27 protein-coding genes are annotated in these 26,889 nt (G+C 45.7%); 21 read left to right on the forward strand and 6 right to left on the reverse strand.

Translation table 11 applies throughout. The annotated features are described in order from the left end of the window. Positions 1 to 466 precede the first annotated feature (466 nt). The 9 genes from INR79_RS19535 (at position 467) to INR79_RS19575 (ending at position 8,493) form a co-directional block, all read left to right on the forward strand. Positions 467 to 1,474, forward strand: a complete 1,008-nt coding sequence (locus INR79_RS19535; RefSeq protein ID WP_223099069.1) for an ABC transporter substrate-binding protein — start codon at positions 467 to 469, stop codon at positions 1,472 to 1,474. 47 nt (positions 1,475 to 1,521) lie between these two features. After that, the gene (locus INR79_RS19540; RefSeq protein WP_223099072.1) at positions 1,522 to 2,292 is read left to right on the forward strand and encodes an ABC transporter permease; all 771 of its coding nucleotides are present in this window, start codon (positions 1,522 to 1,524) and stop codon (positions 2,290 to 2,292) included. Then, the gene (locus INR79_RS19545; RefSeq protein ID WP_223099075.1) at positions 2,285 to 3,046 is read left to right on the forward strand and encodes an ABC transporter ATP-binding protein; all 762 of its coding nucleotides are present in this window, start codon (positions 2,285 to 2,287) and stop codon (positions 3,044 to 3,046) included. The genes INR79_RS19540 and INR79_RS19545 overlap by 8 nt, the downstream gene beginning before the upstream one ends. Further along, positions 3,030 to 4,202 carry an NnrS family protein gene (locus INR79_RS19550; RefSeq protein WP_223099078.1) on the forward strand — a complete coding sequence of 391 codons (1,173 nt, stop codon included), beginning with the start codon at positions 3,030 to 3,032 and terminating at the stop codon, positions 4,200 to 4,202. The genes INR79_RS19545 and INR79_RS19550 overlap by 17 nt, the downstream gene beginning before the upstream one ends. A gap of 137 nt (positions 4,203 to 4,339) precedes the next feature. Continuing rightward, positions 4,340 to 4,549, forward strand: coding sequence for a DUF3283 family protein (locus INR79_RS19555; RefSeq protein ID WP_004405674.1), 210 nt, complete (start codon positions 4,340 to 4,342; stop codon positions 4,547 to 4,549). Between the two features lie 55 nt (positions 4,550 to 4,604). Then, a complete protein-coding gene (locus tag INR79_RS19560; protein ID WP_022560619.1) occupies positions 4,605 to 5,321 on the forward strand; it encodes a YebC/PmpR family DNA-binding transcriptional regulator in 717 nt (238 codons plus the stop codon). Positions 5,322 to 5,701: 380 nt separating this feature from the next. Next, positions 5,702 to 6,577 (forward strand): NAD(P)-dependent oxidoreductase, encoded by an 876-nt coding sequence (locus INR79_RS19565; RefSeq protein ID WP_223099080.1) that lies wholly within the window; start codon positions 5,702 to 5,704, stop codon positions 6,575 to 6,577. A 261-nt stretch (positions 6,578 to 6,838) separates the two neighbouring features. Beyond that, the gene (locus tag INR79_RS19570; RefSeq protein ID WP_004405679.1) at positions 6,839 to 7,414 is read left to right on the forward strand and encodes a hypothetical protein; all 576 of its coding nucleotides are present in this window, start codon (positions 6,839 to 6,841) and stop codon (positions 7,412 to 7,414) included. Next, entirely contained in the window at positions 7,411 to 8,493 is a 1,083-nt protein-coding gene (locus INR79_RS19575; protein WP_004405681.1) for a rhomboid family intramembrane serine protease, read from the forward strand. The genes INR79_RS19570 and INR79_RS19575 overlap by 4 nt, the downstream gene beginning before the upstream one ends. Before the next feature lie 27 nt (positions 8,494 to 8,520). Here INR79_RS19575 and INR79_RS19580 read toward each other — a convergent pair whose 3' ends face one another. Then, positions 8,521 to 9,063: a nucleotidyltransferase family protein gene (locus tag INR79_RS19580; RefSeq protein ID WP_262415442.1), complete on the reverse strand. Its 543-nt coding sequence runs from the start codon at positions 9,061 to 9,063 to the stop codon at positions 8,521 to 8,523. Between the two features lie 321 nt (positions 9,064 to 9,384). Between INR79_RS19580 and INR79_RS19585 the strand changes: the two genes are divergently transcribed. Continuing rightward, on the forward strand, positions 9,385 to 10,014 hold the full coding sequence (locus tag INR79_RS19585; protein WP_022560622.1) for a LysE family translocator: 630 nt from the start codon (positions 9,385 to 9,387) through the stop codon (positions 10,012 to 10,014). A 71-nt stretch (positions 10,015 to 10,085) separates the two neighbouring features. On the opposite strand, the gene INR79_RS19590 is transcribed toward INR79_RS19585, so the two are convergent. The 3 genes from INR79_RS19590 to INR79_RS19600 all read right to left on the reverse strand — a co-directional run bounded on the left by INR79_RS19590 (position 10,086) and on the right by INR79_RS19600 (position 13,251). Continuing rightward, positions 10,086 to 11,072: a zinc-dependent alcohol dehydrogenase family protein gene (locus INR79_RS19590; RefSeq protein WP_223099084.1), complete on the reverse strand. Its 987-nt coding sequence runs from the start codon at positions 11,070 to 11,072 to the stop codon at positions 10,086 to 10,088. A gap of 206 nt (positions 11,073 to 11,278) precedes the next feature. Next, positions 11,279 to 12,526 (reverse strand): dicarboxylate/amino acid:cation symporter, encoded by a 1,248-nt coding sequence (locus INR79_RS19595; RefSeq protein ID WP_223099086.1) that lies wholly within the window; start codon positions 12,524 to 12,526, stop codon positions 11,279 to 11,281. A 29-nt stretch (positions 12,527 to 12,555) separates the two neighbouring features. Next, positions 12,556 to 13,251 carry an aspartate/glutamate racemase family protein gene (locus INR79_RS19600; protein WP_223099089.1) on the reverse strand — a complete coding sequence of 232 codons (696 nt, stop codon included), beginning with the start codon at positions 13,249 to 13,251 and terminating at the stop codon, positions 12,556 to 12,558. A 111-nt stretch (positions 13,252 to 13,362) separates the two neighbouring features. On the opposite strand from INR79_RS19600, the gene INR79_RS19605 reads away from it, so the two are divergent. The 8 genes from INR79_RS19605 to INR79_RS19640 all read left to right on the forward strand — a co-directional run bounded on the left by INR79_RS19605 (position 13,363) and on the right by INR79_RS19640 (position 21,663). Continuing rightward, on the forward strand, positions 13,363 to 14,244 hold the full coding sequence (locus INR79_RS19605) for a LysR family transcriptional regulator (protein ID WP_223100234.1): 882 nt from the start codon (positions 13,363 to 13,365) through the stop codon (positions 14,242 to 14,244). Positions 14,245 to 14,749: 505 nt separating this feature from the next. Continuing rightward, on the forward strand, positions 14,750 to 15,721 hold the full coding sequence (locus INR79_RS19610; protein WP_223099093.1) for a hypothetical protein: 972 nt from the start codon (positions 14,750 to 14,752) through the stop codon (positions 15,719 to 15,721). 75 nt (positions 15,722 to 15,796) lie between these two features. Beyond that, a complete protein-coding gene (locus INR79_RS19615) occupies positions 15,797 to 17,545 on the forward strand; it encodes a HEAT repeat domain-containing protein (RefSeq protein WP_223099096.1) in 1,749 nt (582 codons plus the stop codon). Between the two features lie 224 nt (positions 17,546 to 17,769). Beyond that, positions 17,770 to 18,189: a D-ribose pyranase gene (rbsD, locus tag INR79_RS19620; protein ID WP_223099099.1), complete on the forward strand. Its 420-nt coding sequence runs from the start codon at positions 17,770 to 17,772 to the stop codon at positions 18,187 to 18,189. 31 nt (positions 18,190 to 18,220) lie between these two features. After that, a complete protein-coding gene (rbsK, locus tag INR79_RS19625; RefSeq protein ID WP_223099116.1) occupies positions 18,221 to 19,147 on the forward strand; it encodes a ribokinase in 927 nt (308 codons plus the stop codon). A gap of 1 nt (position 19,148) precedes the next feature. After that, the gene (locus tag INR79_RS19630; RefSeq protein WP_223099119.1) at positions 19,149 to 20,189 is read left to right on the forward strand and encodes a substrate-binding domain-containing protein; all 1,041 of its coding nucleotides are present in this window, start codon (positions 19,149 to 19,151) and stop codon (positions 20,187 to 20,189) included. Positions 20,190 to 20,415: 226 nt separating this feature from the next. Further along, positions 20,416 to 20,991 (forward strand): CAP domain-containing protein, encoded by a 576-nt coding sequence (locus INR79_RS19635; RefSeq protein WP_223099122.1) that lies wholly within the window; start codon positions 20,416 to 20,418, stop codon positions 20,989 to 20,991. Between the two features lie 132 nt (positions 20,992 to 21,123). Continuing rightward, positions 21,124 to 21,663, forward strand: a complete 540-nt coding sequence (locus INR79_RS19640; RefSeq protein ID WP_223099125.1) for a redoxin domain-containing protein — start codon at positions 21,124 to 21,126, stop codon at positions 21,661 to 21,663. A gap of 323 nt (positions 21,664 to 21,986) precedes the next feature. Here INR79_RS19640 and INR79_RS19645 read toward each other — a convergent pair whose 3' ends face one another. Continuing rightward, positions 21,987 to 22,355: a winged helix-turn-helix transcriptional regulator gene (locus INR79_RS19645; protein WP_004405702.1), complete on the reverse strand. Its 369-nt coding sequence runs from the start codon at positions 22,353 to 22,355 to the stop codon at positions 21,987 to 21,989. Between the two features lie 163 nt (positions 22,356 to 22,518). Here INR79_RS19645 and INR79_RS19650 point away from each other — a divergent pair, with 163 nt between their 5' ends. The 3 genes from INR79_RS19650 (at position 22,519) to INR79_RS19660 (ending at position 25,334) form a co-directional block, all read left to right on the forward strand. Next, entirely contained in the window at positions 22,519 to 23,157 is a 639-nt protein-coding gene (locus INR79_RS19650; protein ID WP_223099128.1) for a class I SAM-dependent methyltransferase, read from the forward strand. A 193-nt stretch (positions 23,158 to 23,350) separates the two neighbouring features. Beyond that, entirely contained in the window at positions 23,351 to 23,779 is a 429-nt protein-coding gene (locus tag INR79_RS19655; protein ID WP_223099141.1) for a PAS domain-containing protein, read from the forward strand. A 4-nt stretch (positions 23,780 to 23,783) separates the two neighbouring features. Beyond that, on the forward strand, positions 23,784 to 25,334 hold the full coding sequence (locus tag INR79_RS19660) for a flavodoxin domain-containing protein (protein WP_223099144.1): 1,551 nt from the start codon (positions 23,784 to 23,786) through the stop codon (positions 25,332 to 25,334). 39 nt (positions 25,335 to 25,373) lie between these two features. Here INR79_RS19660 and INR79_RS19665 read toward each other — a convergent pair whose 3' ends face one another. After that, positions 25,374 to 26,693, reverse strand: coding sequence for an ABC1 kinase family protein (locus INR79_RS19665; protein WP_223099147.1), 1,320 nt, complete (start codon positions 26,691 to 26,693; stop codon positions 25,374 to 25,376). Positions 26,694 to 26,889: the final 196 nt, after the last annotated feature.

The following is a 26,889-nucleotide window of genomic DNA, read 5'->3' on the forward strand; positions in this document are numbered from 1 at the left end:
ATCAAGAAATAAATTAATGTTATTTTGATTTTAAAATAAGAAAAACCTTAAGCAATCGATTGGTTTTTAAGTAATTGATATTTTTGTTATGTTATATAGTAACTATTATTTTTTGGTTTTATATATAATGGAAATAAATTTATCCATTACATATTTTTCATGAATGAAAAGTTGTTACGAAATAACGTATCAAACATCAAATAAAATTTCTAAATGCCGTAAGTACCTGTCAGGCGTTTTCAACCTCAATCCCTTACCCAGAACTCAGATTGATTATTATCAAGTACTCCTTCGTAACTCATAAATTAGGATGAGAATTATTCTCATTTGATGCGTATTGGCAAACCCAAGGCTTTTACGACTCAATGGCGAAGCTTTCACTGGAAGGCAACAAGGTGTTTGTTGAAGCGCCAAAACGGAGTGTCTATATGGCTGTTGCTGCCAATTTTTAAGGAGAAAAAAATCAATGAATACAACAAGACGAGCGTTTTTACGCCATTGTGGTCTGGCGGGCGCAGCGGCGGTGAGAACCAGCCTGATTCCGGCAATGGCATTTGCGAAGGAAAGTCAAAAGCGAAAGCAGCTCACTATGTATGGTCCTCCTGTTGGTCCTTCGGTCACATTAGCGCATTCTGCTGAAACGAATGCCGTTTCAGGTCTGATAGAGCAACTGGACTTTGAAACTTACAGAAACCCCGACGTACTCAGAACCAATTTTGTTGCGGGTCGCTGGGAGCTTGCGGGAACGCCAAGTTACGTCGCTGCCAACCTATACAACAAAGGCGTGAAAGTTCGCCTCATGAACATCATGACCTGGGGACTTCTCTATGTGATTTCGGTTGATGAGAACATCAGGTCTGTTGAGGCACTGAAGGGACAGGATATTGTTATGCCATTTAAGGCTGACATGCCGGATCTGGTATTCCAGCATATTGCGAAAGAAAAAGGCATGAAGGCGGGCAAAGATTATCGCCTTAACTACGTTGGTTCTCCCTTTGAAGGTCTGCAACTCTTACTGTCTGGTCGGGCTAAACATGCCGTTCTACCCGAGCCTGCTGCCACGGCGGCTCTGCTTAAAGGGTTGAAATCCGGAACGAAAACAACCCGTGTTATTGATCTACAAAGCGCATGGGGAGAAGTGACTGGCGGACCCACGCGAATTCCTCAGGCAGGGATGATGGTTTCAGACACGCTTCTGGATGAAATGCCGGATCTGCCTGATCGCCTGAACGCCGCTCTAACCCGATCAACTGACTGGGTGGTAAACAATCCTACCAGCGCGGGTCGGCTGGGCGAAAGTTATATGACGCTAAAAGCCCCAATCATTGAGCGCTCTATTCCATTCTGTAATTTCGGTCTGGATAAAGCAAAAGACATTCAGCAGGAAATTGAGAGTTTCTACTCCATTCTCGCAGAGTCTAATCCGGCAATCATTGGTGGAAAGCTGCCTCCTGATGATTTCTATCTGGGTTAAGTCGTTGGTTTGTTAATTCGTTCATACGGTAAGAGGTGTTGTTCCCAATGCATTGGCTGAGACAAGCCTGTCATTATCTCTGGAGTGGCTTTGGCGCTCTGGTCAGCATACTGGTCTTTTTTGCACTATGGGATTTTGGAAATCAGGTGTACGGCGATTTTATCCTGCCCTCACCACAGGCTTCACTGGAAAAGCTGTTTGAATTGTTTCAGCAAGAAATGGCGACAGAATATTTATGGGTGACGACTTACCGAGCCCTGATAGGGTTCGGTATTTCTATTGTTGTCGGAAGCCTGCTGGGTACACTGGCAGGGTTGTCTGCCACACTCTCCATGGCGGTGAGACCTTTAGCTACCATTCTGATTGGCATTCCCCCCATAGCCTGGATTGTGCTGGCGCTTTTGTGGTTCGGTGCAGGTGACAGCACGCCTATATTTACCGTTACCGTGACCACCTTGCCCATCACATTTGCCGCTGGCGTTCAGGGGGCAAGAACGCTGGATCCCCGGCTGAATGAAATGGCTCAAAGCTTTGGCGCATCACGCTGGATGATCTTTTACGACGTACACCTTCCCCACATACTCTCCTATCTGTTTCCGTCGTGGGTAACTGCCTTGGGCACGTCGTGGAAAGTGGTCGTCATGGCAGAGTTGTTGTCCAGTAATACGGGCGTGGGTGCGGGTCTTGCGGCTGCTCGGGTGAACATTGATACGCCCGCGACAATGGCATGGATAGTCGCGATTGTGACGGTCTTACTGATTGCAGAATACGCGGTGTTTGAACCTTTTAAACGACGCATGGAGAGGTGGCGTGAATAAAAACAAACGGCTTTCTATTCGTAACCTCAGTCATTCCTTCGATAACAGGCAAGTGCTTGATGAAATCAGTCTCGACCTCGAACAGGGACAGGTCATGGCGATTGTGGGTCGTTCAGGCTGTGGCAAGTCGACTCTGCTTAATCTGATATCCGGTCTTTTACTGCCAGACCAAGGCGAAATCGATAACAGCTTCCAAACCACTTCCATTCTGTTTCAGGACACCCGTTTACTGCCTTGGAAACACACCAGAGACAATATTGGCTGGGGTTTAAAAGCCAAAGGGATGAGAAAGAGTCTGCGTAATCAGGCTGCCCTCAAACTGGCACTAGAAGTTGGGCTGGATGAGGAGGACCTAAACAAACACCCCCATGAGCTTAGTGGAGGTATGAGGCAAAGAGTTGCTATGGCTCGCTCTTTTGCCGTAAGACCAGAACTGCTTCTTCTTGATGAGCCCTTTAGTGCTCTGGATATTGGTTTGAAAGAGGATCTGTATTCACTCCTAATTTCCGAAATCGAACAAAGGAAGCTAACCGTACTGTTCATTACTCATGACCTTATGGAAGCAATAAAACTGGCAGACCGTATTTTGGTGCTCAGTGATAACCCTGGTCGTCAGGTTTATACCCATGAATGCCACCTTCCACGTACAGAGCGCGATCAGGATTACCTCTATGCAAATGCCATGAATCTGATGAAAACAGAGGAAGTTAAGCTGGCGTTCCAGACTGGGAGAGATGATGAGCAATCTATTTAACAGCAAAGCTCCGCTGTATGCATGTGGCTTTCGCCCGTTCTTTTTACTGGCAGCGAGCTATACGCTTTTGCTGATGTTGTATGCGGTTCTGTTGCACAGTGCTTCACCATCATCCAATGTCTGGTATATGCATGAACTGATTTTTGGTATCGGATCTGCCGTAATCGCTGGCTTTCTTTTAACGGCTTTTCCAGCCTGGACCGACACCGAACGTGTTACAGGAAGGCGTTTGATTATACTGGTGGCTTTGTGGGTGTCAGCAAGAGCGCTCGGCTGGATATCACCAATGATAGGTGTGCTTCCAATGCAACTGATGAATGTTGCCTTCTCGTTGCTGTTGCTATCCGTTCTGATTCGTCCGATTCTCGATAACAGGCAGGCTCGCCATCGTATATTTTATTATTATCTGGCTCTGTATTTTTCAGGTGCACTTGTCAGCTATTTCTTCTGGATTGAAGACAATCTGGACCTTACAAGACAATGGCTTATCGCATCGGGTGGTGTTTTTGTCATATTGATGATGATTGTGTTTAGCCGCATGTCTATGGTCATTGTTAATCACGCACTGGAAAGGTTTGACGTGACGGACCAGCGTCATCTGGCAAGACCGCCGAGACGAAACTTTGCCATCGGAACCATTGTTCTCTTTCTCTCTGTCGATTTATGGATGCCGGAAAGTTCTGTCTCTGGTTGGCTCGCGCTAGCCTGCACTTGTGCGATTCTAAACATTCTGAACGACTGGCATCTCCCCAAAGCGTGGCGCGATCCCTATTATCAGGCGGGTTACGCATTTTACCTTTTGGTTGCCGCAGGGTTTGGCGTGATAGGAACTAGTCATATCTGGGGGGCATCAATTAGCGAGTCGGCGCTTCTTATCCTGTTTGCAGAAACCGCTGCAATTGCGGTTCTCGTTATCATGCTTGTCGTGGGGCAGAAGCATACTGGTTACCCACTTCAGTATTCGCTTTCAATACGACTAATGCTAGCCGCAATACCTATGGCTGCAACTCTCCAATTAGGTGAGGTTTTTTATGTAACTCCACACAAAATCCTACACGCTCTGCCTGAGATTCTAATTGCGCTTAGCTTCACTTTTTATCTTGTATTCTTCTGGAGCAAGCTCACGCGAATCAGAGTGGATGGAAAGAGTGGGTAGAAAAATAAGCGGATTTCCTTCCAAGCCATACTTGATTCCTGTCACTTTTCTTTTTGATTTCACCTGTAACTCTCTACCCTCATGGGCTGGCTGTGTTATATTCTTGCTCTTTCTAACTATCGATGCAGGGCACAGTGATGTCGTTTAACCTTTCACTTCTTCCATCTGAAGAAAAAAATGCCGTAGAAATCGACAAGCAAGCTTCGTTTTTAGTGTGGAAGATCAAACAAGCTCAGGCGGGACCAGAAGTACTGACCGAGCACAAAGCCACACTGAGGCTAGAGTCGGAAATTGAATTATTCGAGCAGTCGGTAGAAAAGTATAAAAGAGTCATGGGTGTGGCTTAATTAAACACCCAAGTAATACCAACTTGTACCAAATTGAACTAGAGAGAACACCCCGATGGGAAGAAGTTTTGAAGTGCGTAAAGCCTCTATGGCGAAAACTGCAGGCGCAAAAATTAAAGTTTATTCCAAGTACGGTAAAGAAATTTACATGTGTGCGAAGAACGGTGGTTCAGACCCGGATATGAACCTGTCGCTTAAGCACCTGATTGCTAAAGCGAAAAAAGACCAGGTTCCAGCGCACGTTATCGATAAAGCACTAGACAAAGCAAATGGCGGCGGCGGTGAAGATTACCAGCCAGCACGTTACGAAGGCTTTGGTCCAGGCGGCACAAGTGTCATCGTGGACTGCCTGACAGACAACGGCAACCGTACTTTCCAGGACGTTCGCCAGTGCTTTGTTAAAACGGGTGCAAAAATCGGTGTAGAAGGTTCTGTTTCTCACATGTTCGAACATCAGGCAGTATTCCAGTTTAAAGGCGAAGACGATGAAATCATCTTGGAAACGCTGATGATGGATGACGTAGATGTGACAGACGTTGAGCTGGAAGACGGTGTAATTACAGTTTTTGCTCCACACACTGAGTTCTTCAAAACAAAAACTGCATTGAGTGGTGCATTCCCAGATCTGACTCTGGATGTGGAAGAAATCACTTTCGTTCCTCAAACTCATACGCCAGTTGCAGGCGAAGATGCCGAGAAGTTCCAGAAGTTCCTGGACATGCTAGACGATTGCGATGACGTTCAGCAGGTTTACCACAACGCTGAGCTGTAAGCTTTACGTTGACAGAAAAGCCGAGCCAAAGTGCTCGGTTTTTTTATATCTGTGCATTGGTTATACCCAAGTAACCTCAAGATACTAGGTTCAGCGAGAATTAACTGGTTTTCAGACAAGGCATCGATTTGAAGATCTAGTGGGTCTAAATCAAGAATCGTTAACGCAGTATGAAAGCCAGTTAAACTCGCCCTCGGGAGCCCATATTCTGTCCCATTTCGTCGTCAAAGAACTTGGAAAGGACTGGTCATTCCGCTGCGTCCTTTTCCTTGAACTGGAACAGAATATGAGGCTCTGAATCTTGCACCTTGAGGTCACTTGGGTATACATCAGTATTTACGTGCATTATAAGTGACATACGCTAAGCGAGGAGAATAACAATGAAAGTGAGTTTTATCGGATTAGGCGTCATGGGGTTTCCAATGGCAGGTCACTTGGTCAAGGCGGGGTTTGACGTTACCGTTTTTAATCGCACTTTTAGTAAAGCGCAGCTCTGGCAGGAAACATACAAAGGCAACATAGCTGAAACGGTGGCAGATTGCGTGAAAGATGCCGACGTTGTTCTTACTTGCGTAGGGAATGATGACGATGTTCGAAGCATGACGACCAGCGAATCGGGTGCGCTGACGTTTATGAAAAAAGGTGCGATTCTGGTGGATCACACCACTACGTCGGCTCAGCTTGCTGAAGAACTTGAACTTGCCGCCAAAGAGGCTGGGATAGAGTTTATGGATGCACCTGTTTCTGGTGGACAGGCTGGCGCTGAAAATGGTGTGCTGACCATCATGTGCGGCGGCGAACAATCCCTGTTCGATAAACTCCAGCCTGTTTTTGAAGCGTATGGAAAATCGTCAGTTCTGATGGGGAACGTCGGTCAGGGTCAGCGAGCGAAAATGGTGAATCAGATCTGTATTGCTGGTGTACTGAATGGTCTTTCAGAAGGTCTGCTTTTGGCAGAGAAATCGGGGTTAGATGTACCTACTTTGGTGAACTGTCTGAAAAATGGTGCAGCTGGCTCCTGGCAGATGGAAAACCGTGCAGAAACCATGGCGCAGGACAAATACGATTTCGGATTTGCCATCGACTGGATGATCAAAGATTTAGGCTTCTGTCTGGACGAAGCAACGGCAAAAGGGTTGGCATTGCCGATGACAGAGAAAACTATCAATGCTTACAAAGCCTTGTCTGCATCCGGCGAAGGGCGAATGGATACCTCTGTGCTGCTTAAGGCGGTTCGCAGCGAAGCTGAAAAGTAAGATTCTCTTAGTGGCACGAAGCTCGTGCCACACGTTTTCTTTCTTAAGCCAAATCAACCAAATCTCTCCGTGATTTTTATCGCATTGTTTCACTTCTGCGAGACCGCTCCATTTCTTTTGAAAATTCCTCGTTTTATTTCAATTTTTATTAGATACGTCACTTAACAATATCTTGTTTTCTTTAGAATTTATGCGCTCAGTTGCGTTTCTGAGCATGAGGAGATTTCCTCATTAGAAAGAAAAAGAGTAAAGGACGTTGTTTTGAAACTTAAAGAGCAGTTGGATAACAAAGAGCTAAAAAGCTCAGGCTTTTGGCTCAATCAGGTATTTATGATTGTGTCGACCATAGTGGGTGTCTACCTGGCCGCGCAAAGTGGTCTGCAACAGGCGCTGACCTTCGATACCTACAGTAAAATGGAAGACAATTATTATCTCAGAATGTCATTACACGACGAGTTGTCGGACAACACTCGTGATTTGCAGGCATACATAAAAGACTATCTGATGCGTAATGCGCCCGCGCAGGAACTGAAAGACAACCGTCCGGATATGAGCAAATACATCTGGGAAACCATGAAATACAACCCAACCACATTAGAAACGCCGAATGAGATCCTCACTTCTGCACGCCGCTTTTATTCTCAAACGGACGATCTTCTTAACCGCGCTTTAGCCCGTCGGCTGGGTGCGAATTACGCGGGGCAGCAGTTGCAAATCATTGTCGATGATATGCAGCAAAATACGTTGCCTTACATCGCCGCCAGTGCTGATCAGCTCAAGAAAGAGCTGTCAAAAAATGGTGTAGAAATTGGTGCGATTAAGGGAGATAAATCATGAGTAAGAAGTGTCCAGCGTGTGATAACGCCTACCTGAAAGCCACGCAATATGAAGGTGAAGAAATCGATGTTTGCTTAGAGTGTGGCGGTCTTTGGTTCGAGAAAAATGAAGTCAACCGACTTATTGAAGAAGTAAATGATGGTCCTGTTGGCGAATGCTACACCGAACACTTTGGGGAAGAGCTTGGGGTTTCAGAGTATCAGTGCCCGGACTGTGAAAAGCCGATGGAACGTCATCACCTTCTAAAAAGCTATCAACATGAAATTGATGTCTGCCGGCACTGTGACGGAAGCTGGATAGATAAAGATGAGCTGGAAGCGGTTGAGCGTAGCCCAGAGCTTAGAAAGGTGCTTGGCGACCTCAATCAGAAAATCAGCTGGAAAACTTACCTGTTCCAGTTTTTAACCCAAATGCCTGTGGAATATAACCTCAAGCCTAAGACCACGCCCTGGTGTAACTGGATAATCATAGCGCTTAACTGCATCATCTTTTCGCTTTATGCCTTCAGCTATGAAACGACCGACTGGGTGATTGAGCATCTCGCCATGACACCAGCGGACATTCTGGCAGGTCGGGAGCTTTGGACGCTGGTTACTGCTACCTTCCTGCATGGGGATCTGATGCATCTGGCGGGTAACATGTACTTCCTGTATGTAGTTGGTGATAACATTGAAGATGCCGTCGGGCATAAGAAGTATCTGGCATTGTACTTCTTCTGTGGTATTGCAGCGTCTCTTGTCAGTTTCTTCAGCAACATGCACGGTTTGATCCCTTCTGTTGGCGCAAGTGGCGCGATTGCCGGGTTCTTCGCGATTTATCTGCTGTGGTTCCGTCATGCGAGCCTGACGTTTATGATTGTGGTTTTCCAGAAGAAGATTTCGCCAGTGTTGTTCTTTATCATCTGGTTAGGTTTCAACCTGTTCGGTATGATCATGGCAAATCAGGGCGTCGATTACGCGGCGCATCTGGGTGGGTTCTTCGCCGGGCTGCTGGTGGCATACTGGATGAAAGAAAAAGTGCTGGAAGCCAATCCGATGATCAATTTGCTGGCGCATGATGCGGTAAAAATTCAGCGATAATCATTAATATGGAATGAAAGGTCGGGATTAGTCCCGACCTTTTTGTTTTTGAATTACACTCAGCTTTGACCAGCTTTTTAACCAATGTTTGCTGGTGACACGTTGTTTAAAAACGGCTAAGTCCCGCTTAGGGTTGTGAGTGATATGGAGGTTAAACAGAGATTCGAACCCAAAAGCTGAGGTAAATTCGAAGCTATCATCCGACGCTAAACGAACGCCTACTGCTGTTTCTTTTTCTGGCCAATAACCCATGGCATCTATGGTGTTGGAATAGGGCTGGTCGCCATTTCTTACGTGCATGTAAGCCTGATTTCGTACCTGCCAGTTAAGATAGGGTAAGGTCTCTTTTAGTGTGCGCTCATACTCCAAATATCGCTCTTCGGTTTCTTCCGGAGCAAAATAAACCACATCTACATCGTTAAGCGGTGTGCTCTCTTCCCGGCTATGCAGCTGGTCCCAGACTAGATTCCTTAAGAAACCTGCAGCCAGATAACATTGGGGAAGGTTAAGCCTGGCAACCGCTTCCAGCGCCTGTTTGCGAATATCATCCTGCAATAACCACTGTGTCATTTGTTCTGTTTGAGAAAACGTAGGAGGCATAGCTGTGTGTCAGGGTTCAAAAACGAAGGTAACAGCATTTTGTATCAACATCAGGAAATAGGCAAAGAGGCTCTGAAATTCTTTGCCCGAAACGGCAATTGGTGTGATGATAAATTCATCAATTTAAATGGATGTCGCCATGAATACGTTATGTCACATCGGCTGTAATCGCTGCCCACCTCGCTCTTAAACACCTCTGATTTTATCTGTGTCTCAAATTGTATTTGAGCACGTGTGTGTTTGTGCCCGCCGATCTTGTGAATCGCGGGTAGCGTTTCTCAGGAGCAAAATATGACGATTGATACTTTAATGGCGTTTGCTGGCATTGTATTTTTGCTGGCGATAGTACCCGGTCCCAATGCTTTATTGATTCTTTACACCTCTGTTTCGTTCGGTCGGCGATTTGCGCTCACCAATATTCTTGGTTTTGCCGTTGCGTTTCTTATTCATGCTTATGTGTCGGCAAAAGGGCTTAGCCTTTTGCTTTCTCAATCCGCCATGGCATTCAGCATCTTTAAATGGGTAGGGGTGATTTATCTGATTTGGCTTGGTATTTCGAATATCAGAAACGGTATTCGAATGGCTAAAATCAATGTTAATACTGCGGAAGTCCATCAAAAAACCACCATTGGTGGCAGCTTTGTCAGAGGATTTCTCACCAATATGCTGAACCCAAAAATAGTGATGTTTTATCTGTCTATTTTTCCTCAGTTTGTCGATCCTCAGCATCTGATGCAGCAAAGCTTGTTGCTTGGAATGGTGCAGGCGTTAGTCGTGGGAAGTTGGTTTGTTTTGGTGATTTTCTTTGCCACTCGGTTAAAAAGCTGGTTGTCAGCACCCACTACTTCACGTTGGTTAAATTATGTGAGCGGCAGTCTGTTTATTGGCTTTGGTGCTTCATTAACTAACGCCAGAATGTAGTGGTTCGGTTACCAGCACCCAATCAATCGACTGCCCAAAAGGGCAGTCGAATTCGGATAATAGGTTTCCCGTTATATTTCAACGACCACTTTTCCCATCGCCTGACGACTTGCCAGACGATCATGCGCCTGACCGATTTGTGAGAGAGTAAAGTCGATTTCATCCAGCACTGGCGTCAGTTCTCCGGCTTCCGCAATGTTGGCAAGTTCTGTAAGAATTTCCTTGTGAACCTGACGACCAACGTTGTGGATCATAGGGATTAGCATGAATACCACATGTAAGGACAAACCTTTCATATGTGCCACAGACAAATCCTGTTCCACTAAAGAAACCGTTGTGGCTATTTGACCATTGAGCTTCGCGGCATCCATAGAAGGTGCAATGTTTTCGCCGCCAACGGAATCATAGACCACATCGAAGCCTTCTCCGTCGGTATATTGGGTAACGTAATCGGCAACGGATTCGGTTTTGTAATTAATAGGTGTTGCGCCTAACTGCTCGATTAAATCGACTTGCTTACCACCAGAACATGTCGCGTATACCTTTGCACCGAGGTGTTTTGCCAGTTGAATAGCGATATGACCAACACCACCCGCACCGCCATGAACCAGTACCTTCTGTCCATTTGTCGCCCCAGCACGTTTTAAGCCTTCGTAAGCTGTAATACCGACCAGTGGCAATGCGGCAGCCTGCTTCATTGAAAGGCTTTTTGGCTTGTGAGCGATAAGGTTGGCATCTGCCAGCATGAATTCAGCAAGACTGCCCTGTAGATCTCCCAAGCCACCTGCACAACCGTAGATCTCATCACCCACATTAAACTGACTTACCCCTTCACCTACGGCTTCTACTGTGCCTGCAAAATCCATCCCTAAAACGGCAGGTGTTTTCGGTGAGAAAGGCAGCGCTTCACCCATTTCGCGAATCATCATATCGACAGTATTGACGCTGGATGCAGCGACACGTACCAGTACCTGACCGGCTTTCATTTCAGGTTTGTCAATGTCAGCTTCTTGAAATACGTCGCTAGCACCAAACTCATTTATTATCATCGCTTTCATAACTGTCGCCTTTGGTTGAATGTGTAAAAACACAGCCAGTATAGGTTTCACAGTGAATAAGATAAGATGGCAAAAAATTGAATGAGTTTTTAGTTTTTGTAGATAATCGACGTCAAACAGGTTTAATTGTTCGACTAATCAAAAAAGCCAACCGGGGAGCGGTTGGCAAACTTCAGGTTGCGAAACCTAAAGGTTAAGGGAAAGGTTTAGTTATTGTAGACAGACGTATCCAACCCTTTTTCGCTGCGACTTATGAGAACCGATACCATAAGGTCGCCACACACGTTTACACTGGTTCTCGCCATATCCAGAATTCTGTCGATACCCGCGACAATCGCCAGCCCTTCCAGTGGCAACCCTACCGTGGATAGCACCAGTGAAAGCATGATTAACCCTGCACCCGGAACGCCCGCTGTTCCTATCGACGCCAGTGTAGAAGTCATGATGATCATCAGGTAATCCTGCATTTCGAGATTAACGCCAAACACTTGCGCAATGAATATCGCCGCGACGCCTTGGTAGATAGCGGTTCCGTCCATATTGATGGTTGCACCAAGGGGTAAAACGAAGCTTGATATTTCTCGGGAAACACCCAATTCCTCATGCGCTGTGCGAATGGTGACAGGTAAGGTGCCTGAGCTGCTGGTGGTGGTAAATGCCACGGCAGCAGGGTTAGCCAGAGCTTTCAAATACTGAATTGGGCTCAGCCTGCCCGCCAATTTCAAAATGCCTGAATACACCACCAATACCTGAATGATGCAGCACAAATACACCAGGAAAATCACCTTAATCAGTGGAAGCAAAATGTCTAAACCATATTGTCCGGCAACCACAGCGATAAGCGCGAAAATTCCGTAAGGAGCAAAGCTCATCACAATGGTTGTGAGCTTGTACATGGCTTCTGCCAGCCCTTCAAATACCCGAATAGCCGGCTTGGCTTTTTCACCGCTTAAAGAGAGCGCAATACCCAGACCAATAGCAAAAAAGATGGTTTGTAAAATGTTGCCTGAAGCCAGTGCGCTGATTGGGTTTTTGGGTACCAGATTGATTAAGGTATCAATGAAAGAAGGTTGTGACTTTGCCGTTTCCTGAGCAGCGGAAAGGCTCATCTCCAGCCCCATTCCCGGGGAAACCAGCAAAGAAGCCACAAGCCCGATACTGATGGCAAGAGCGGTGGTCAGCAGATAAATGCCTACCGATTTTGCAGCAATCCTCCCCATTTTCTGGGTATCGCTTATGGCCGTTACGCCAACGACGAGGGAGCAAAACACCAAAGGAATGATGAGCATTTTAATGGCATTCAGAAAGAGATCGCCAATGGGCTTGAGCAGCACGGCATCGGGTCCGGCGAAGACACCAACAACAATACCAATGAGCATCCCAATGAAGATTTTCTTCCAGAGTGAAATCCCGTTTTCCGGGGACGAAACGTCCATTTTATTTAATCTATCCATAGTTGATTCCAATTCGGTTAACAGTGGCGCTATGCCGGTGACTTAGCCCATAAAACACACTTCTGGGCTAAAATTCCTAAAGAGTCTAAGCATCTCTCCGGTGCTTTTTGTTCAATCTTTTCTAAGGCAACTGGGATCTCGGTGCACCCAAAAATAACGGCGTCTGCACCGTGCTTCACCATGTCATCAAAAACAGGTTCAATGATGTTGGTCGCAATATTCAGATCGCCTGCCTTTACGGCTTTAATTCCCTCCATGACAGAGGCTTGCTGCAATTGACCTGGTACGATCGCTTTGATGCCGTGTTGTTCTAATGCGGACTGATACAAGTTGGTTTGAATGGTGGCGTCTGTGGCAAGTATGCCAACGGACTGATACTCGCGAGAGACAGCCTGTTCCACAACGCTTTCAATAATACTGATGGTGTGAACTCGCTTGCCGTGAGTCAGCCTCTCATACCAGTGGTGAGCGGTATTACAGGGGATCACGATGCAAGTCGCCCCTGCTTTAAGAAGCTCTCCAAAACCATGGTTTAACGCAGCAAAAGGATCGGAGCCTAAACCCATCAGGTAATTTGTGCGATCAGGGACTTGTGGCACATTCCTAATAAGCATAGGTATGTGTTCTTGATCGAATTGGGCAGGTGTTTTCATAATCACCTTTTTCATAAACTCGGCGGTGGCTAGTGGTCCCATACCGCCCAGAACTCCGATTATCTTTTCCATTTAGGGTGTACTTCATCAGTGAGCATGTTGTTAATTTAAGGTATGGAAATGCGTTTGATAAATGCTAATATCCTTAACATCATGCAAGAAACGCATAATGTGGTGAGCCTTATGAACATCGAAAGTAAATGGCTGGAAGACTTCCTGACACTGGCTGAATGCCGGAGTTTTTCTAAGGCTGCGCAGCAGCGAAACATGACACAACCTGCGTTCAGCAGAAGAATTCAGTCGTTAGAAGATGCTCTCGGTGTCCAGCTGATTGACAGAAGTAAAGTACCCATTGATCTCACGCCAAGTGGCAGTGTGTTTCGCACTTCTGCCCGCAATCTGCTTAGTCAGATGACAGACTCGGTTGACCAGTTGAAAGGCATATCCCGACTGGAGGGTAACGTAGTTAAAATTGCGGGTGCGCATTCGCTCGCAAGCAGCTTAATTCCCCAAATTCATAGGTTAGAGAGTGACAGAAATGCAAAGCCAGTGCTCAGTGTAGAATCCATAGATGTTGACCGGGCAATTGAGGCGCTGCAGCAAGGAGAATGTGATGTACTGCTGGCGTTTGACGATGAGCGATTGCGACTGCCACCTTACATGTCGCTGAAAGTGGGGGATGCCAAGTTATTACCTGTTTCAGCATGCGATGAACAAGGCAACCCGATATTCAGTCTTTCTGATGAGGAGCCGACGCCTTATCTTGCCTATAGCATCAATTCCTATATGGGAAGGCAAGTGGAAAAGGTTCGGGCGAACATCAACTTACACGTTGTATTCACTTCTTCCATGACGGATCTACTGAAAATTCACGTACTGGACGGAGCGGGAATCGCCTGGCTACCAGACTATGCCATTCAACAAGAGATCAAAGAGAGCAAGCTAACCGTGCTCGACTCCGAATCACTGGCTCTGCCCATTTCGTTTTATGCGTATCGCTATCAGGCACGGTTACACAAAGCGGGTGAGCAAATTTGGCAAGGTTTACGGCAGCTTGCAGAATAATGGTTCAAATAATTGAGTCATTATTATCATTAAATTGCTTTAATTTTTAGATGAATATCACAAAAGAAATTAGCTTAATATTGTTTAAACATCATTTAATTAGTAATTGATGTTTAAATTAATTGGAGTGTTGTGCGATATATAATGTTCACTTCAAAGTTAATGTAAGATTAAATTAATTTAAATAATAACAATGTGTTATTTATTTGTGAAATAAAGAAAAATAATTTTGACTTTACTCACATTTAAAAAATAGCACTCAGTATATTAAGTGAAAACTTATATTTAATTTAACTATTGATTTTATTAACTTTAATCTCCTCTTTTATTTTATGGTGAAATTTATTTTTTAATAAATACAATTATTTATGATGTTGTTGACTGATTTATAAATCTATATAGCGTATTTGACTGTTTGAATTTGCATGTGGTGAATGAGGAGTTTTATGCACCTTAATGGACATTCAAACGATCGCTTACAGGAATATTAAATTAGGAAAAGATTATGGATAAAATCTCTAAAATGGTATTTTCCATCTGTTCTGTTATGGCGGTAGGATTTATTTCTTCCTCCGTAAATGCGGGAACAGTGAATGCCGGAACGGTGTTAAATAAAACACATTCTGCAAAAGTTCATAATGTGGTTGGACGTTTTCAGCAAACGCGAAACTCATCCGGATATGTAACTTACACTGGTGGGAAAATACTGGGAAATACGAATAATAAATTCACAGTGAATGTGGGGCCTCACAATACCAAAATAGGAACAGTACTCGGAAATACAAACCTCTCTTTTAATCCTCAAGAACTTGATTGTGTTCGAGGGCTTCATCTGGCTTTAACCGTTAATGCCAGTACACCAATTTCAATAAGCCCAACGTGTAATGCATTACTTAAAGCCGATATTAAGCGCACATTTTCCCATACTATTGCATCGCCAGAGGTGCCTATTCCTGAAGTCCCAATTGACCCTGCTGGCGTGTTCAAACTGGGTGTGAAAATTGGCGCGGTGCTAAAAACAGGCGCTGACTTTGCCGCTGGTTTAGAGATCGGTGGTTTCGATAAGCCCAATACCCCAATTGAGATTAATGGTCAGCGACGTCCAGACTTTGTTTATGCCTCTGTGCGTCCTTTTGTCGCTGGAGATGCCACTGCCAAAGGCTATGCCATGCTCAATCTGGGCGTGAAAACCGTTGAAAAAGGAGTCAAAGGTAACATTAACCTGATCAACGTAGGCACCAAGGCTCACGCTGAAGCGGGTGTGACATACAAAGAAGGGAGTTCGTCAGATTTTCAGTACTACACTCGCCTGAAATGGGATGCCAGTGCATCAGGCGGAAACGGCAGCATCGGTTTGTATTGTCAGGTGAAGCTGTTCGGTATCTGGAATATTCTGAATGCTGAAACGTCGCTGATTAGCTGGTCGCCAATCTGGGAGTTCAACCACACTATTTACGATAAGAAAACGTATATTTAACTCACCAGAACACTGATCCAATATAGGCGGGTTAAGCAGCCCGCCTAACTCTTCCAATAAAGGTTGAAAGCAACAATGAAACGGACTCTCTTACTTCTGACCATATGTCTGGCTACGATTGCCGGGGCTTCGATACTCTTCTTTGAATCGAAAGAGAAAGTCATAACCAAGGCTTCATTAGACGGGCATAACAATCAGTTAGAAAGCAAAATCGCTCAACCAAACATGGAACAAACCCCTTCAGAATATTCAGAAAAGCCGTTGCCGAATGAATACCAGTTTGTCGTTTCTATCTCGACTAAAATGCGTAATCAGACCATGTCCCTTGGTGAAGTGAATTACCGATTTAACATGGCGCTCAAGCCAGTGAATGCAGGTTCAGAGCAACTCATGGGACAGGTTTACAACATCCAGTGGTCAACGGATCCTCAAGGAGAAGACCGCCCGGCAAAGCTCACCTTTACAACCCGAATTGATAACGGCGCCTTTACCAATACCGACCTGCTGGGTCTAAACCCGTCACACCCACTGACGATTATCGAAACCACGCTCACCCAGTTTTCCTACTTCTCCGGAAACCAGACTCTCACGCTGGCGGATGGCAAGCATCGTTTCTTTTACGCCAGAGAAAATGCTGAGCAGATTGATCGCGAATGGCTAGGTGCAGCTTCGAACGCCCAGACATATCAGGTGACCGAGCAAAGTGACGAATGGCGTTTGATTCACAATGACATAGGTTTTCCTCAGTCGCTGAACCATACACACACCAGAACAGTAGAGTACGAAAGCAGAATGCTGACGGTGGTTCAGCAAACCGAAATTAAGCCTGTCGGGAAGCTCGCTCAGTTAGACTGGAAGATGGATCAGTTCGTGGCAATGTTTAATCAGAAATGGAAAGGGTTGGACTCCGCGACGGCAAAAAATATGAGCAAAGTAGAGGATAAGAATTTTCAAGAACGCTTTGCGGAATACACTCAGTCACCCGATTTAGACAGCGCGCACCTTATCGGAGTCTATCTTGCGGATCAGGGTTTCAGCACCATCAAAGACTGGTTAACAAATCAGAACTTATCAGACGATCAGCAATCCCTGATGATCTTTGCACTGGAGCGTTCCCAGAGCCCAGAAGGAGAATACATTCTTTCGCAGTTAATTGAAGACAGTACTCTGGATGAGGAAAATCGCCTGCGCGCCATAATGTCGATAGCCAAGATGGGGGAGGTCAACTCAGTCCAGGCACTGCACACCTTAGAAGCCGTTTCAGGCAGTGATAATCAGGTAATCGCTGAAACTGCCTTGCTCAACATCGGCATTCTGGGTAATCAGTCCGAAGCGTTAAAAGGAGAGGTGTCGGACTATCTGGCGCATACCCTAAAATCGGAAAACTCACCCTACGTGACATTGGTATCCATCGATAATCTCAACAATCGCGAACTGGATAACGACGTAGTGAAATACCTGAAAAGTGAAAATTTCGATGAGCGAGTGGTCGCGGTGAAAGTTCTGGCAAGAAACCCAGAAATGGAAAGTAGACTGCGCAATCTGGCACTGAGCGACAGCAACCCTAACGTGGTTAAAGAGATCGTCGACGCGCATCTGGCTAAATCCAGCTCCTTGCATTTTGATGCTGGATATCAAAACCAGTTACGCAATCGCATCACCGATAGCAACGTTCCAACACCGACAAAGGAAATGCTATTTGAATACCTAATGTCGGGGTCAGACGATACGGCAAACAACCGCGATGTTGCCGAGCAACTAATGAATGATCCTGAGCTTTCAGATTCCATGCGTACAAGGCTTGAAGAAATGCTAAACAGTTAGCCACGTAATCTGGGTTTGGGTATTCCCCCGTTTTAACGGTGCTCAAATCCAGTGATCACTCTCACTTTCTCTCTTGTTCGTCCATCAGTTTCAAAGATCAAACTCACATCTCTGCCGTTCTTGTCGTGCAAAAAAATCTGAGCAGGGGAGTATATCGAAACGTTTCGATGATTCTGAAACGTTAGAAGTCTGTTTCTTAAAACTTTGGCAAATGAGGTGAGAAAATGAAGAAAGGTACCCTGATCCATTCAGAATTGTCACATCTGGTGGCGACGCTTGGTCACACCGATGAAATCACTATCTGTGATGCGGGATTGCCCATTCCTCCCTCGGTCAGACGTATCGATTTAGCACTAACCCACGGCGTTCCCGAGTTTCTTGAAACTGTGCGGGCTGTGTTGTCGGAATTGCAGATTGAAGGTGTGGTGATCGCCAAAGAGTTTGCCGATGTTAGCCCAGAACACCACCAAGCCTTGCTGGCAGAACTGAAAAAAGAAGAAGGCAGTTCCGGCAAGAGTATTGCGGTGAACTACGTGCCTCATGAAGCCTTCAAAGCCAGAACAGAACGAAGTAGAGCAGTGGTTCGCACGGGTGAATACACTCCGTATGCGAATGTGATTTTTCAGGCTGGTGTCGTCTTTTAGCCGTACTAGATAGAAAACAAAGGATAAGCGTATGAGCAGGTTAGTGGTGTTAGGCAGTGTCAATGCAGATCATGTGTTGCAGGTTCCCTCTTTCCCTCGCCCGGGCGAGACGTTACACGGGCGAAACTATCAGGTTATTCCGGGAGGTAAAGGCGCCAATCAGGCAGTCGCAGCCGCTCGCCTGAACGCGGATATCGGCTTTATTGCCTGTGTCGGGGACGACGCTTTTGGGCTTAACATTCGAGAGAGCTTTCAGAGGGACGGTATTGATATTCGCGGTGTAAAAGTGCAGCCCGATTGCCCGACTGGTATCGCCATGATTCAGGTATCTGATGATGGCGAGAACACGATTTGCTTATCTGCGGAAGCCAACGCCAAGCTGTCTTCAGAAGCAATACAACCTGAACTGGATCAGATTCGCACTGCGAATTACCTGTTGATGCAACTCGAGACGCCCTTGGATGGGGTAGAAAGCGCTGCTGTTGCAGCAAAAGAAAGCAAAACTTGCGTGGTACTGAACCCCGCACCTGCCTGCCCTTTGCCCGATAGTCTATTGCGCTGTGTCGATGTGATTACCCCTAACGAGACCGAAGCCGAAGTGTTAACGGGCATTAAAGTAACGGATGAGAAGTCTGCTCAGCAAGCAGCAAGTGCACTGCATCAGAAAGGCATCGAAACCGTGTTGATCACGTTAGGTGCGAAAGGCGTCTGGCTTAGCCAAAACGGTGTCGGAAAGGGAATATCCAGTTATCGCGTAGAAGCGGTAGATACCACAGCAGCAGGGGATACTTTTAACGGTGCGTTGGTGACTGGGCTACTGGAAAGCAAACCACTGGAATCGGCCATCCAATTCGCAAACGCTGCGGCAGCCCTGTCTGTTACTCGTTTCGGGGCGCAAACCTCCATTCCAACAAGAAAAGAAGTCGATGACTTTATTGCAAAACAGTTGAATGCATAACATGGCGACAATGAAAGACATTGCCAGACTTGCTGGCGTTTCTACTTCCACGGTCAGTCACGTGATCAACAAGACCCGATTCGTTAGCGAAGAGATTTCGGAACGGGTAAATAACGCCGCCAAAGAACTTAACTATTACGCACCTTCAGCCATTGCCCGCAGTTTGAAGCTCAATCGCACTCAAACCATTGGCATGTTGGTGACCACCTCAACGAACCCGTTTTTTAGCGAGATAGTGAGAGGAGTAGAGGAGAGTTGCTACCAAAATGGGTATCACCTCATTCTTTGCAATACCGAAGGGGATAACGAGCGAATGAAAACCTCCATCGACACCCTGCTGCAAAAACGGGTCGATGGGTTGATTTTGATGTGTTCGACGGTCGAGGGTGAACGAATCGAAGTGTTCGACCGACACCCTGACGTGCCTGTGGTGGTGATGGACTGGGGACCTATGCTGTTTACCAGCGATAAGATACAGGACAACTCTTTGCATGGCGGTTATCTGGCAGTGAAATACCTGATTGAGCAAGGTCACCACAATATTGGCTGCATTACAGGACCGCTTAGCAAACATCAGGCACAAATGCGTTACGAAGGCTATAAACGTGCGATGAACGAAGCAGGGCTGAAAGTTTCATCCAAATGGATTGTAGAATCGGATTTTGAATGTGATGGTGGCTACCAAGCCTTTAATACTATGTATGAGAGGGGAGCGTATGAAAGAGGAGCTCTGCCGAGTGCAATTTTTGTCTGTAACGACATGATGGCAATGGGAGTGATCAATGCAGCCAGCGAAAAGGACATTTCCGTTCCAGAAGACGTCTCTCTGATTGGCTACGATGATATCCATATTGCAAAGTTCATGACCCCTTCTTTGACGACAATTCATCAGCCAAAACATGAATTAGGCAAAGCGGCTGTTGATGCGCTGCTGAAGAAACTGGAAAAAGAAACCTCAGAGCATCAGGTGGTTCAGCTTGAACCTTCGCTTATTGCTCGTAATAGCGTGAAGATTTTGTCTGATCCGAACACATCAAAGTGAGGCTTCGAACTCTTTAAAATTTACAATGTAAATTCTTTTGCCTCAGAACAATTAGTCTGAGGCATTACTTCCAATCTCAAGTCAGCTTATTTCCCTCTTGTTTCAAATTACAGGGCAATGTCAGTGTCCTGAAAACTGTTTATCAGTATTTCAGTTTGCCTGTTTAACTTTTATAAAATTATCTTTAGCGTCGGTGCCATCGATTTGAATTGAGCGAGGGAAACTCATGCTAAGTACTTTGAAATCTGGCACCTTAACAGTAATGGCGATGGTCTTTTTGGCTGGATGTGGTGGTGAAAACACGAATGGTGCGAGTCAGACGGGTGGTCAAATTCCCCCCGTTACCAAGCCAACGGACCCGACGTTACCTCCCGTAGACCAAACTGAATTTGCTAAGGAAATGCTTGCTGCGATTAACCATTTCCGATCTTCTCCTCAAACCTGTGGTGGTATTAAAATGCCAGCGGTCGAGCCTTTAACCTGGAGCAGCGAGCTTGAAATGGCAGCTCAGATACATTCCTCCAATATGGCGAACTACAACTTCTTTGATCATACGGGTCTGGATGGCAAAGAACCTGAAAACAGAGCGAACGATGCGGGTTACCCAGGTGGCTTTATTGGCGAGAATATTTCTGCTGGAAGAATCAATATTCACGATGTCATGGCGGGTTGGATGTCCAGTAAAGGGCATTGTGAGAACATCATGGGAGCCGGATACAAAGACGTCGGTGCTGCCATGGTTGAAAACAGCGATGCGACTTACCGTTTTTACTGGACTCAGGTGTTTGGGGCAAGGCGGTAACCCTCTGATTCAGACACACATGGTGGCAAATAAGTGACTAGGTTACTAAAAGTTAACTGGTTGTTTTATTGATATTTCTTCTCTAAGTTACTTCGTAATCAGTACGAACTTTGACTTCAACCAGGAGAAAATATGGGACATTCAGTGAAACTTAAAGCGGGAGATAAATTCCCCGAGATTTCTGCAACTTTGCTTGACGGATCAGACGTTGTACTTGGTCAGCCACAAGGAGGCGCAACCTGGCAGGCGGTAATTGTTTATCGTGGAAAGCATTGCCCACTTTGTACCAAATATTTGAATGAAATTGAAAGCCACAAAAAAGCGTTTGAGGAACTTGGCATTGATATTCTCGCTGTGTCAGGTGACGCCAAACATCAGTTAGAAGCGCATCTGGAGCAGTTAGATGTTAGCTTCCCAATTGCTTACGGGTTAACAGAAGAACAGATGAAGGCTTTGGGTTTGTATATCTCTAAGCCACGTTCTGAGCAGGAAACAGACCATAACTTTACCGAGCCGGGTTTGTTTGTGGTTAACGAGAATGGCGGGCTTCAGGTGGTCGATATTGCCAATAGCCCATTTGTACGACCAGAACTGGGAGCATTGACTCGCGGACTTGCCTGGATTCGTAACCCAGAAAACAACTACCCTATTCGCGGCACAGTGGATTACTAACTTAACATTGAATAACAAAGGCGACTTATGTGACTCATATATACCCAAGTCACCTCAAGATGCTTGGTTCAGCGAGAATTAACGGGCTTTCAGACAAGGCACTGATTTGAAGATCTAGTGGTTCTAAATCAAGAATCAGTAACGCAGTATGAAAGCCAGTTAAACTCGCCCTTGGGAGCCCATATTCTGTTCCATTTCATCGTCAAAGAACTTGGAAAGGACTCGTCATTCCGCTACGTTCTTTTCCTTGAACTGAAACAGAATATGAGGCTCTGAATCCTGCACCTTGAGGTCACTTGGGTATAAGTCGCTTTTCTTTAGGATCACTCTGTGACAGGAACGGGGAGGTTTTCAGCCCAGTTCTTCAGCTCTTCAAGAATTCTGAGTGCCGTTCTGCCAAACTCTGTAAGCTCGTAGGTTACCGCAATGGGGCGTTCACTGATGACTTTACGAACTATCATTCCTTCGCTTTCCAGTTCTTTCAGGCGCTGATCAATGATCTTTTTGCTGGCGCCACTCAGCAACCGAGCCAGATCGTTAAAACGTACCGGTTCATCTTTCAACTGATAGATGATCGATGCCTTCCATTTCCCGCTGAGTAAACGCATCCCTCTTTCTATCGGGCAAGGTCCGGTACAACGGTTTGTAACAGATTTCCTGCCTTTAGAATCAACAATTATTTTGCTTTCCATGGTGTACTCCGAATGCGTTTAGTCGAAAGATCAGGGTCAGAAACTCTGATTACTGAAATAACACAGAATGTGTTCAGAGTGATCGTTTATATTCCCACATTAGAAGACGATCACTGGCTTTCCATTTATCTGTTTAACATTGACCGCCAAAAGGGGAAAATAATTGTCGGAATTTGACGGGGTGAATGGAATGAATGCAGTAAAAGGAACAAAAGGGTACGAGTCGGGTGTTGACTTGTTTGCTCAGGCGAGCCTGAATCTGGAATTTGAGGTTATTAACCGTGATTTTCTGCCTTTTTTACCCTCTGTAGGTAGCCGCGTGTTAGATGCGGGTTGCGGAGTTGGGCAAAACGCTGCGGCTTTAGCGAAATTAGGGTATCAGGTGGTGGCTGTTGAGCCATTAAAAGAATTTCTGAATATTGCTAAAGCCACTCATAATGAACACAATATAAGCTGGATTGAAGACAGCCTGCCTCGCCTTAAAGAATTGCAAAATGCCCGTCAATCCTTTGATTTTATTCTGTTGGATGGAGTCTGGCATCACCTGAATCCGGGCGAACGCAGAACGTGTATCCAAAGACTTTCCAGCCTCCTGAGTAAGGGAGGGGTGTGTGCTATTTCACTAAGAAATGGACCTGCAGGAATGGGGAAACACGTCTTCCCGACCTCAGATGAAGAATTACTTCAGTACGCTGAAGAATTCGACCTTCAAGTGGTTCTCCATTTGCAGAATCAGCCCAGCAAGATACCGAATAAAGCCGAAGTTATCTGGAGCCGAATGGCTCTGAAAAAGCGATCTTAAACAGTCTAATATTCGCAAAATTTACCGTCTCATTGCCGTTATCTTTCCTGCTGAGCTTTGCATGAAAATGTTGATTTATTGTTAATAAAATCATGAGATTATCTTGATGATCTTATTTGTGTAATATAAGTTGCATTTCAAATACAACTTATATTAGTCTGAATAATAACCATTATCATAAAAGGTATAAAACATGACTCAACAAACACTAAACGATCAGATCATGAAAGCGGTTCAGAACGCCATGGTTATCTCTAAAACCGATCTTGAAGGCAACATCACTTACGTGAACTCTCTATTCTGCGAACTAACAGGCTACGAGGAGCATGAACTTGTTGGTCAACCCCACAACATCGTACGTGTCGAGCAGGTGCCAAAGGCGGTTTACAAAGACATGTGGGACACAATCAAAGCCGGAAAAATCTGGACGGGTATTGTGCCTAACAAAGGAAAAAATGGCGGAATCTACGTCGTAGATACTTCTGTACAGCCAATTTTTAACGAAAAAGGAGAGATCACAGAGTACATCAGCGTAAGACGTGTGATTAACGATCTAATGGCAGATTTCGACGCCGTTGAATTTTCCAAAGAAGTGTACGACGAGTACTACGAGGGAGCGTAAGCCTATGCAGTCAGCCATTCAGAGCATGTATGTTGTGTATGGTTCTGTCTCCGGAAATGCCAAAGAGCTGGCGAGCCAGCTCTTTTCCGACAGCGAACTTGCGCAGCGCTTCGATATCACTTTAAAAGAACTGGATGAATTTGATCCTTCTTCCATCAATGAAAATACGTTCGTCGCTTTTATTACCAGTTCTTTTGGTGACGGAGAACCACCGGGTAACGCCGAGCTTTTCTGGCAAAAATTTCAGGAAACTACATCACCACTCACTTTCTCATTTGGTGTCTTTGGGCTGGGTGATACGGCTTACCCTAATTTCTGCGGATTCAGTAAGGGGTTAGATAACGCCTTGACTGCTTTGGGAGCGAAGCGACTAATCAACCGGGTCGATGCCGATCTCAACTTTCCTCCATTATTCGAAACCTGGAAAAGCACGCTAAAATCCGTTCTGCTTGAAAGCAATACCGAAGCGGGGCTGTCATTGGATATTTCGGTAACGTCTTACGGGGAAGATTCTGCCTATCAAGCCCGTTTGCTTTCGGTTTCACAACTGACAGCCACATTTCCGTGTTTGTATCGGTTCACATTGAACATTGAAGGCAGTGGGATCCAGTATCAGCCGGGAGATATTGTTCATCTGGTTCCAACCAATCAGGCACCATTACTCACCCCCTTCTCTGAATTTTTCTCAGTTCCTCTTTCAGAAGTGCAAGCCACTTTAGCAAATAAGGAAATCGCCAGAATCAGTAAAGCGACGCTGCGAAAACTGACCCAGAAATACCCGAACAACGACTTGAAAGCACTGTTAAAACACCGCAACAAAGCGGCGTTGACAGAGTATTTGAAACGTCATCAAATTATCGATTTCCTGCGAGATTTCTATCCTCCAGAAGCTGTAACGCTCGAAGAGTTGTCTTTGTGTCTTTCTGGCATTGAACTGAGAACCTATTCCATTGCATCCAGCCAGTTGGCAGATACCAATACTCTGGATATTTGCGTGCGAGAGGTGTGGAGCGACCCGGAAAACGCAGAGCCGAGACCGGGTTGCGCTACGGCTTACCTTCACTCATTGGAAGTGGGAGATCAGGTGCCACTTTTTGTGAGATCTAACCCAAGCTTCCATTTCGATATGAATGTCCCGAGCGTACTTATCGCGACTGGCGCAGGCATCGCGCCCTTCATCGGATACCTTCAAGCCAGAGAGCGCACCCAGCCAAATTCGCCGTGCATTCTGTTTTTTGGTGAAAAGCATCAGGACAAAGACTTTGCTTATAAGGACGAGATTGGTCGTTGGCTCAAGTCCGGTTCATTGCAAAACTGTTTTGTGGCGTTTTCCCGAGATAACGACTCGAAAGTGTACGTGCAAGATTCCGTAAACGAGCATCAGGATTTAGTGAACGATTTTATTGACCAAGGTGCTCATGTGTATGTTTGCGGACGAAAACAAAATCTCGCAACCGAAATTGAGCCTATGATGAATCGCTTGAGTGAGCATTCTTCAGATAACAGGCTTCAAACTTTAACCGAGGCAGAAAGGCTTCACCTCGATCTGTTTTAATCGGCTTCTTGATTGCCAAGGGACTGGCTTTCAAGTGAGTTACATAGAAGGCGTCAGATACGGTTTGATGAGTTGGTGAATGTTCACTTTTGCTCCAAGCCTGGACGCAAGCATGTAAATCCCACCAATCTTTCTGTGAAGAAACAGCGCATCAGCAGGAGGAGTATGCCAATAGTCCTGTTCCATGCTTAACACGGTTCCCGCTTCCCGAATTCTCTGAGCCAATCCGCTGGCTTTCAAATCGTATTCTTCATCGACAAGCATAGGTTCGCACGCCAGTTTCACTAACCCCAAAATTGCCTGACGTTGATGCGGCAAAATCGTCTGGCTGAAAAAGCCGATTTGCTCCAATGCCTGATTTAATCCTTGCTCGTCATTGTTAGTTACAGAAACAAATGCCTGACGATAGCCCTCGCTGAATTCAGCGCTGTATTCCCGCGTGGCTCCGAAATCCAACAACCCGATTTGGTCAGACTGCTCAAGGTAAAGGTAGTTTGCGAAGTTAGGGTCGGTTTGAACCATACGCAGTTCAAAGAGTTCTCTAAACATCAAATCGATGAGGTTATGCAGAACCTTATTGCGTGTCTCTTGATCAAAGCTTTCGATTTGCTCAATGGAAACGCCCTCAATAAACGCCATTGTGAGTACAGAATCGGAAGACATTTCTTGGTAAATCTTTGGCACCACAAAAAACGGATACGCTTGCAAAGCTTGGTAATAACGCGTAGCGAATTCCGCTTCAAGTTGGTAATCCGCTTCATCGTGAAGCTGCTTTTTGGCTTCTTCCAATAGCCCTTTGTAATCCACCGATTCAGGAAATAAGCCAACAACCTTCAACAGCGTGCCAACGTTATCGACATCACTGTCTATGCTTTTGCGCACGCCCGGGTACTGCACTTTAACAGCTAGTTTGTCGCCATCGTCGCTGTATGCCTGATGCACCTGACCGATAGACGCACTGGCAATCGGTTTGAAATTGAAAGCCAGAAATTGGGTTTTCCACTCTTTTCCAAGGCTGCTTTCCAACACCTGATTGAGCTGTTTTGAAGGTAAGGGATCGGCGCTGGAGCGAAGCCGCGCCAAAATGTTCGCCAGCTCTGGTTCAAGCAAGTCCCCCGCATCCATCGAAAGCATTTGACCTAACTTCATCGCCGCACCGCGCAAATGCGCAAGCTGATCGGTCAGGCGACCGATGTTCTGCGGCGTTAACAACAAATCCTTGGCTTTGGGTTTATTCCCCTGTGCAAGCTGCTTGGTGCCTTCCGCCAACACATTGCCCGCAACACGGGCAGTCAGGGATGCAAACTTGCCAAATCTGGAAATACGGTGTGAAGGTAGGTTTTTTTCTCTCGAAGACATGAACACTCTCAGTCAGGGCGCGTGACCACTATATGATAATGCGCACAAATACATTTAGTCGAATTATCAATACGATGGATTGTGCTGTTTAGGATCAGCTTATGGCTTCTATACTGAGCCGTGCTATCCGTTAGTCGCAATTTTAACGCAGTGGTTTTCTTGTGAAGAAAATTGTGTCATATAGGCTGTACTCGAT

The organism is Vibrio sp. SCSIO 43132, from assembly GCF_019904195.1.
GTDB lineage: Bacteria > Pseudomonadota > Gammaproteobacteria > Enterobacterales > Vibrionaceae > Vibrio > Vibrio nigripulchritudo.

Excerpts from the sequence above, each read along its gene's own strand:
- INR79_RS19535 (WP_223099069.1), top strand. The coding sequence starts at position 467 with ATGAATACAACAAGACGAGCGTTTTTACGCCATTGTGGTCTGGCGGGC.
- INR79_RS19540 (WP_223099072.1), top strand. The coding sequence starts at position 1,522 with ATGCATTGGCTGAGACAAGCCTGTCATTATCTCTGGAGTGGCTTTGGC.
- INR79_RS19550 (WP_223099078.1), top strand. The coding sequence starts at position 3,030 with ATGAGCAATCTATTTAACAGCAAAGCTCCGCTGTATGCATGTGGCTTT.
- INR79_RS19555 (WP_004405674.1), top strand. The coding sequence starts at position 4,340 with ATGTCGTTTAACCTTTCACTTCTTCCATCTGAAGAAAAAAATGCCGTA.
- INR79_RS19560 (WP_022560619.1), top strand. The coding sequence starts at position 4,605 with ATGGGAAGAAGTTTTGAAGTGCGTAAAGCCTCTATGGCGAAAACTGCA.
- INR79_RS19565 (WP_223099080.1), top strand. The coding sequence starts at position 5,702 with ATGAAAGTGAGTTTTATCGGATTAGGCGTCATGGGGTTTCCAATGGCA.
- INR79_RS19575 (WP_004405681.1), top strand. The coding sequence starts at position 7,411 with ATGAGTAAGAAGTGTCCAGCGTGTGATAACGCCTACCTGAAAGCCACG.
- INR79_RS19580 (WP_262415442.1), bottom strand. The coding sequence starts at position 9,063 with ATGACACAGTGGTTATTGCAGGATGATATTCGCAAACAGGCGCTGGAA.
- INR79_RS19585 (WP_022560622.1), top strand. The coding sequence starts at position 9,385 with ATGACGATTGATACTTTAATGGCGTTTGCTGGCATTGTATTTTTGCTG.
- INR79_RS19590 (WP_223099084.1), bottom strand. The coding sequence starts at position 11,072 with ATGAAAGCGATGATAATAAATGAGTTTGGTGCTAGCGACGTATTTCAA.
- INR79_RS19595 (WP_223099086.1), bottom strand. The coding sequence starts at position 12,526 with ATGGATAGATTAAATAAAATGGACGTTTCGTCCCCGGAAAACGGGATT.
- INR79_RS19600 (WP_223099089.1), bottom strand. The coding sequence starts at position 13,251 with ATGGAAAAGATAATCGGAGTTCTGGGCGGTATGGGACCACTAGCCACC.
- INR79_RS19605 (WP_223100234.1), top strand. The coding sequence starts at position 13,363 with ATGAACATCGAAAGTAAATGGCTGGAAGACTTCCTGACACTGGCTGAA.
- INR79_RS19610 (WP_223099093.1), top strand. The coding sequence starts at position 14,750 with ATGGATAAAATCTCTAAAATGGTATTTTCCATCTGTTCTGTTATGGCG.
- INR79_RS19615 (WP_223099096.1), top strand. The coding sequence starts at position 15,797 with ATGAAACGGACTCTCTTACTTCTGACCATATGTCTGGCTACGATTGCC.
- rbsD (WP_223099099.1), top strand. The coding sequence starts at position 17,770 with ATGAAGAAAGGTACCCTGATCCATTCAGAATTGTCACATCTGGTGGCG.
- rbsK (WP_223099116.1), top strand. The coding sequence starts at position 18,221 with ATGAGCAGGTTAGTGGTGTTAGGCAGTGTCAATGCAGATCATGTGTTG.
- INR79_RS19630 (WP_223099119.1), top strand. The coding sequence starts at position 19,149 with ATGGCGACAATGAAAGACATTGCCAGACTTGCTGGCGTTTCTACTTCC.
- INR79_RS19635 (WP_223099122.1), top strand. The coding sequence starts at position 20,416 with ATGCTAAGTACTTTGAAATCTGGCACCTTAACAGTAATGGCGATGGTC.
- INR79_RS19640 (WP_223099125.1), top strand. The coding sequence starts at position 21,124 with ATGGGACATTCAGTGAAACTTAAAGCGGGAGATAAATTCCCCGAGATT.
- INR79_RS19645 (WP_004405702.1), bottom strand. The coding sequence starts at position 22,355 with ATGGAAAGCAAAATAATTGTTGATTCTAAAGGCAGGAAATCTGTTACA.
- INR79_RS19655 (WP_223099141.1), top strand. The coding sequence starts at position 23,351 with ATGACTCAACAAACACTAAACGATCAGATCATGAAAGCGGTTCAGAAC.
- INR79_RS19660 (WP_223099144.1), top strand. The coding sequence starts at position 23,784 with ATGCAGTCAGCCATTCAGAGCATGTATGTTGTGTATGGTTCTGTCTCC.
- INR79_RS19665 (WP_223099147.1), bottom strand. The coding sequence starts at position 26,693 with ATGTCTTCGAGAGAAAAAAACCTACCTTCACACCGTATTTCCAGATTT.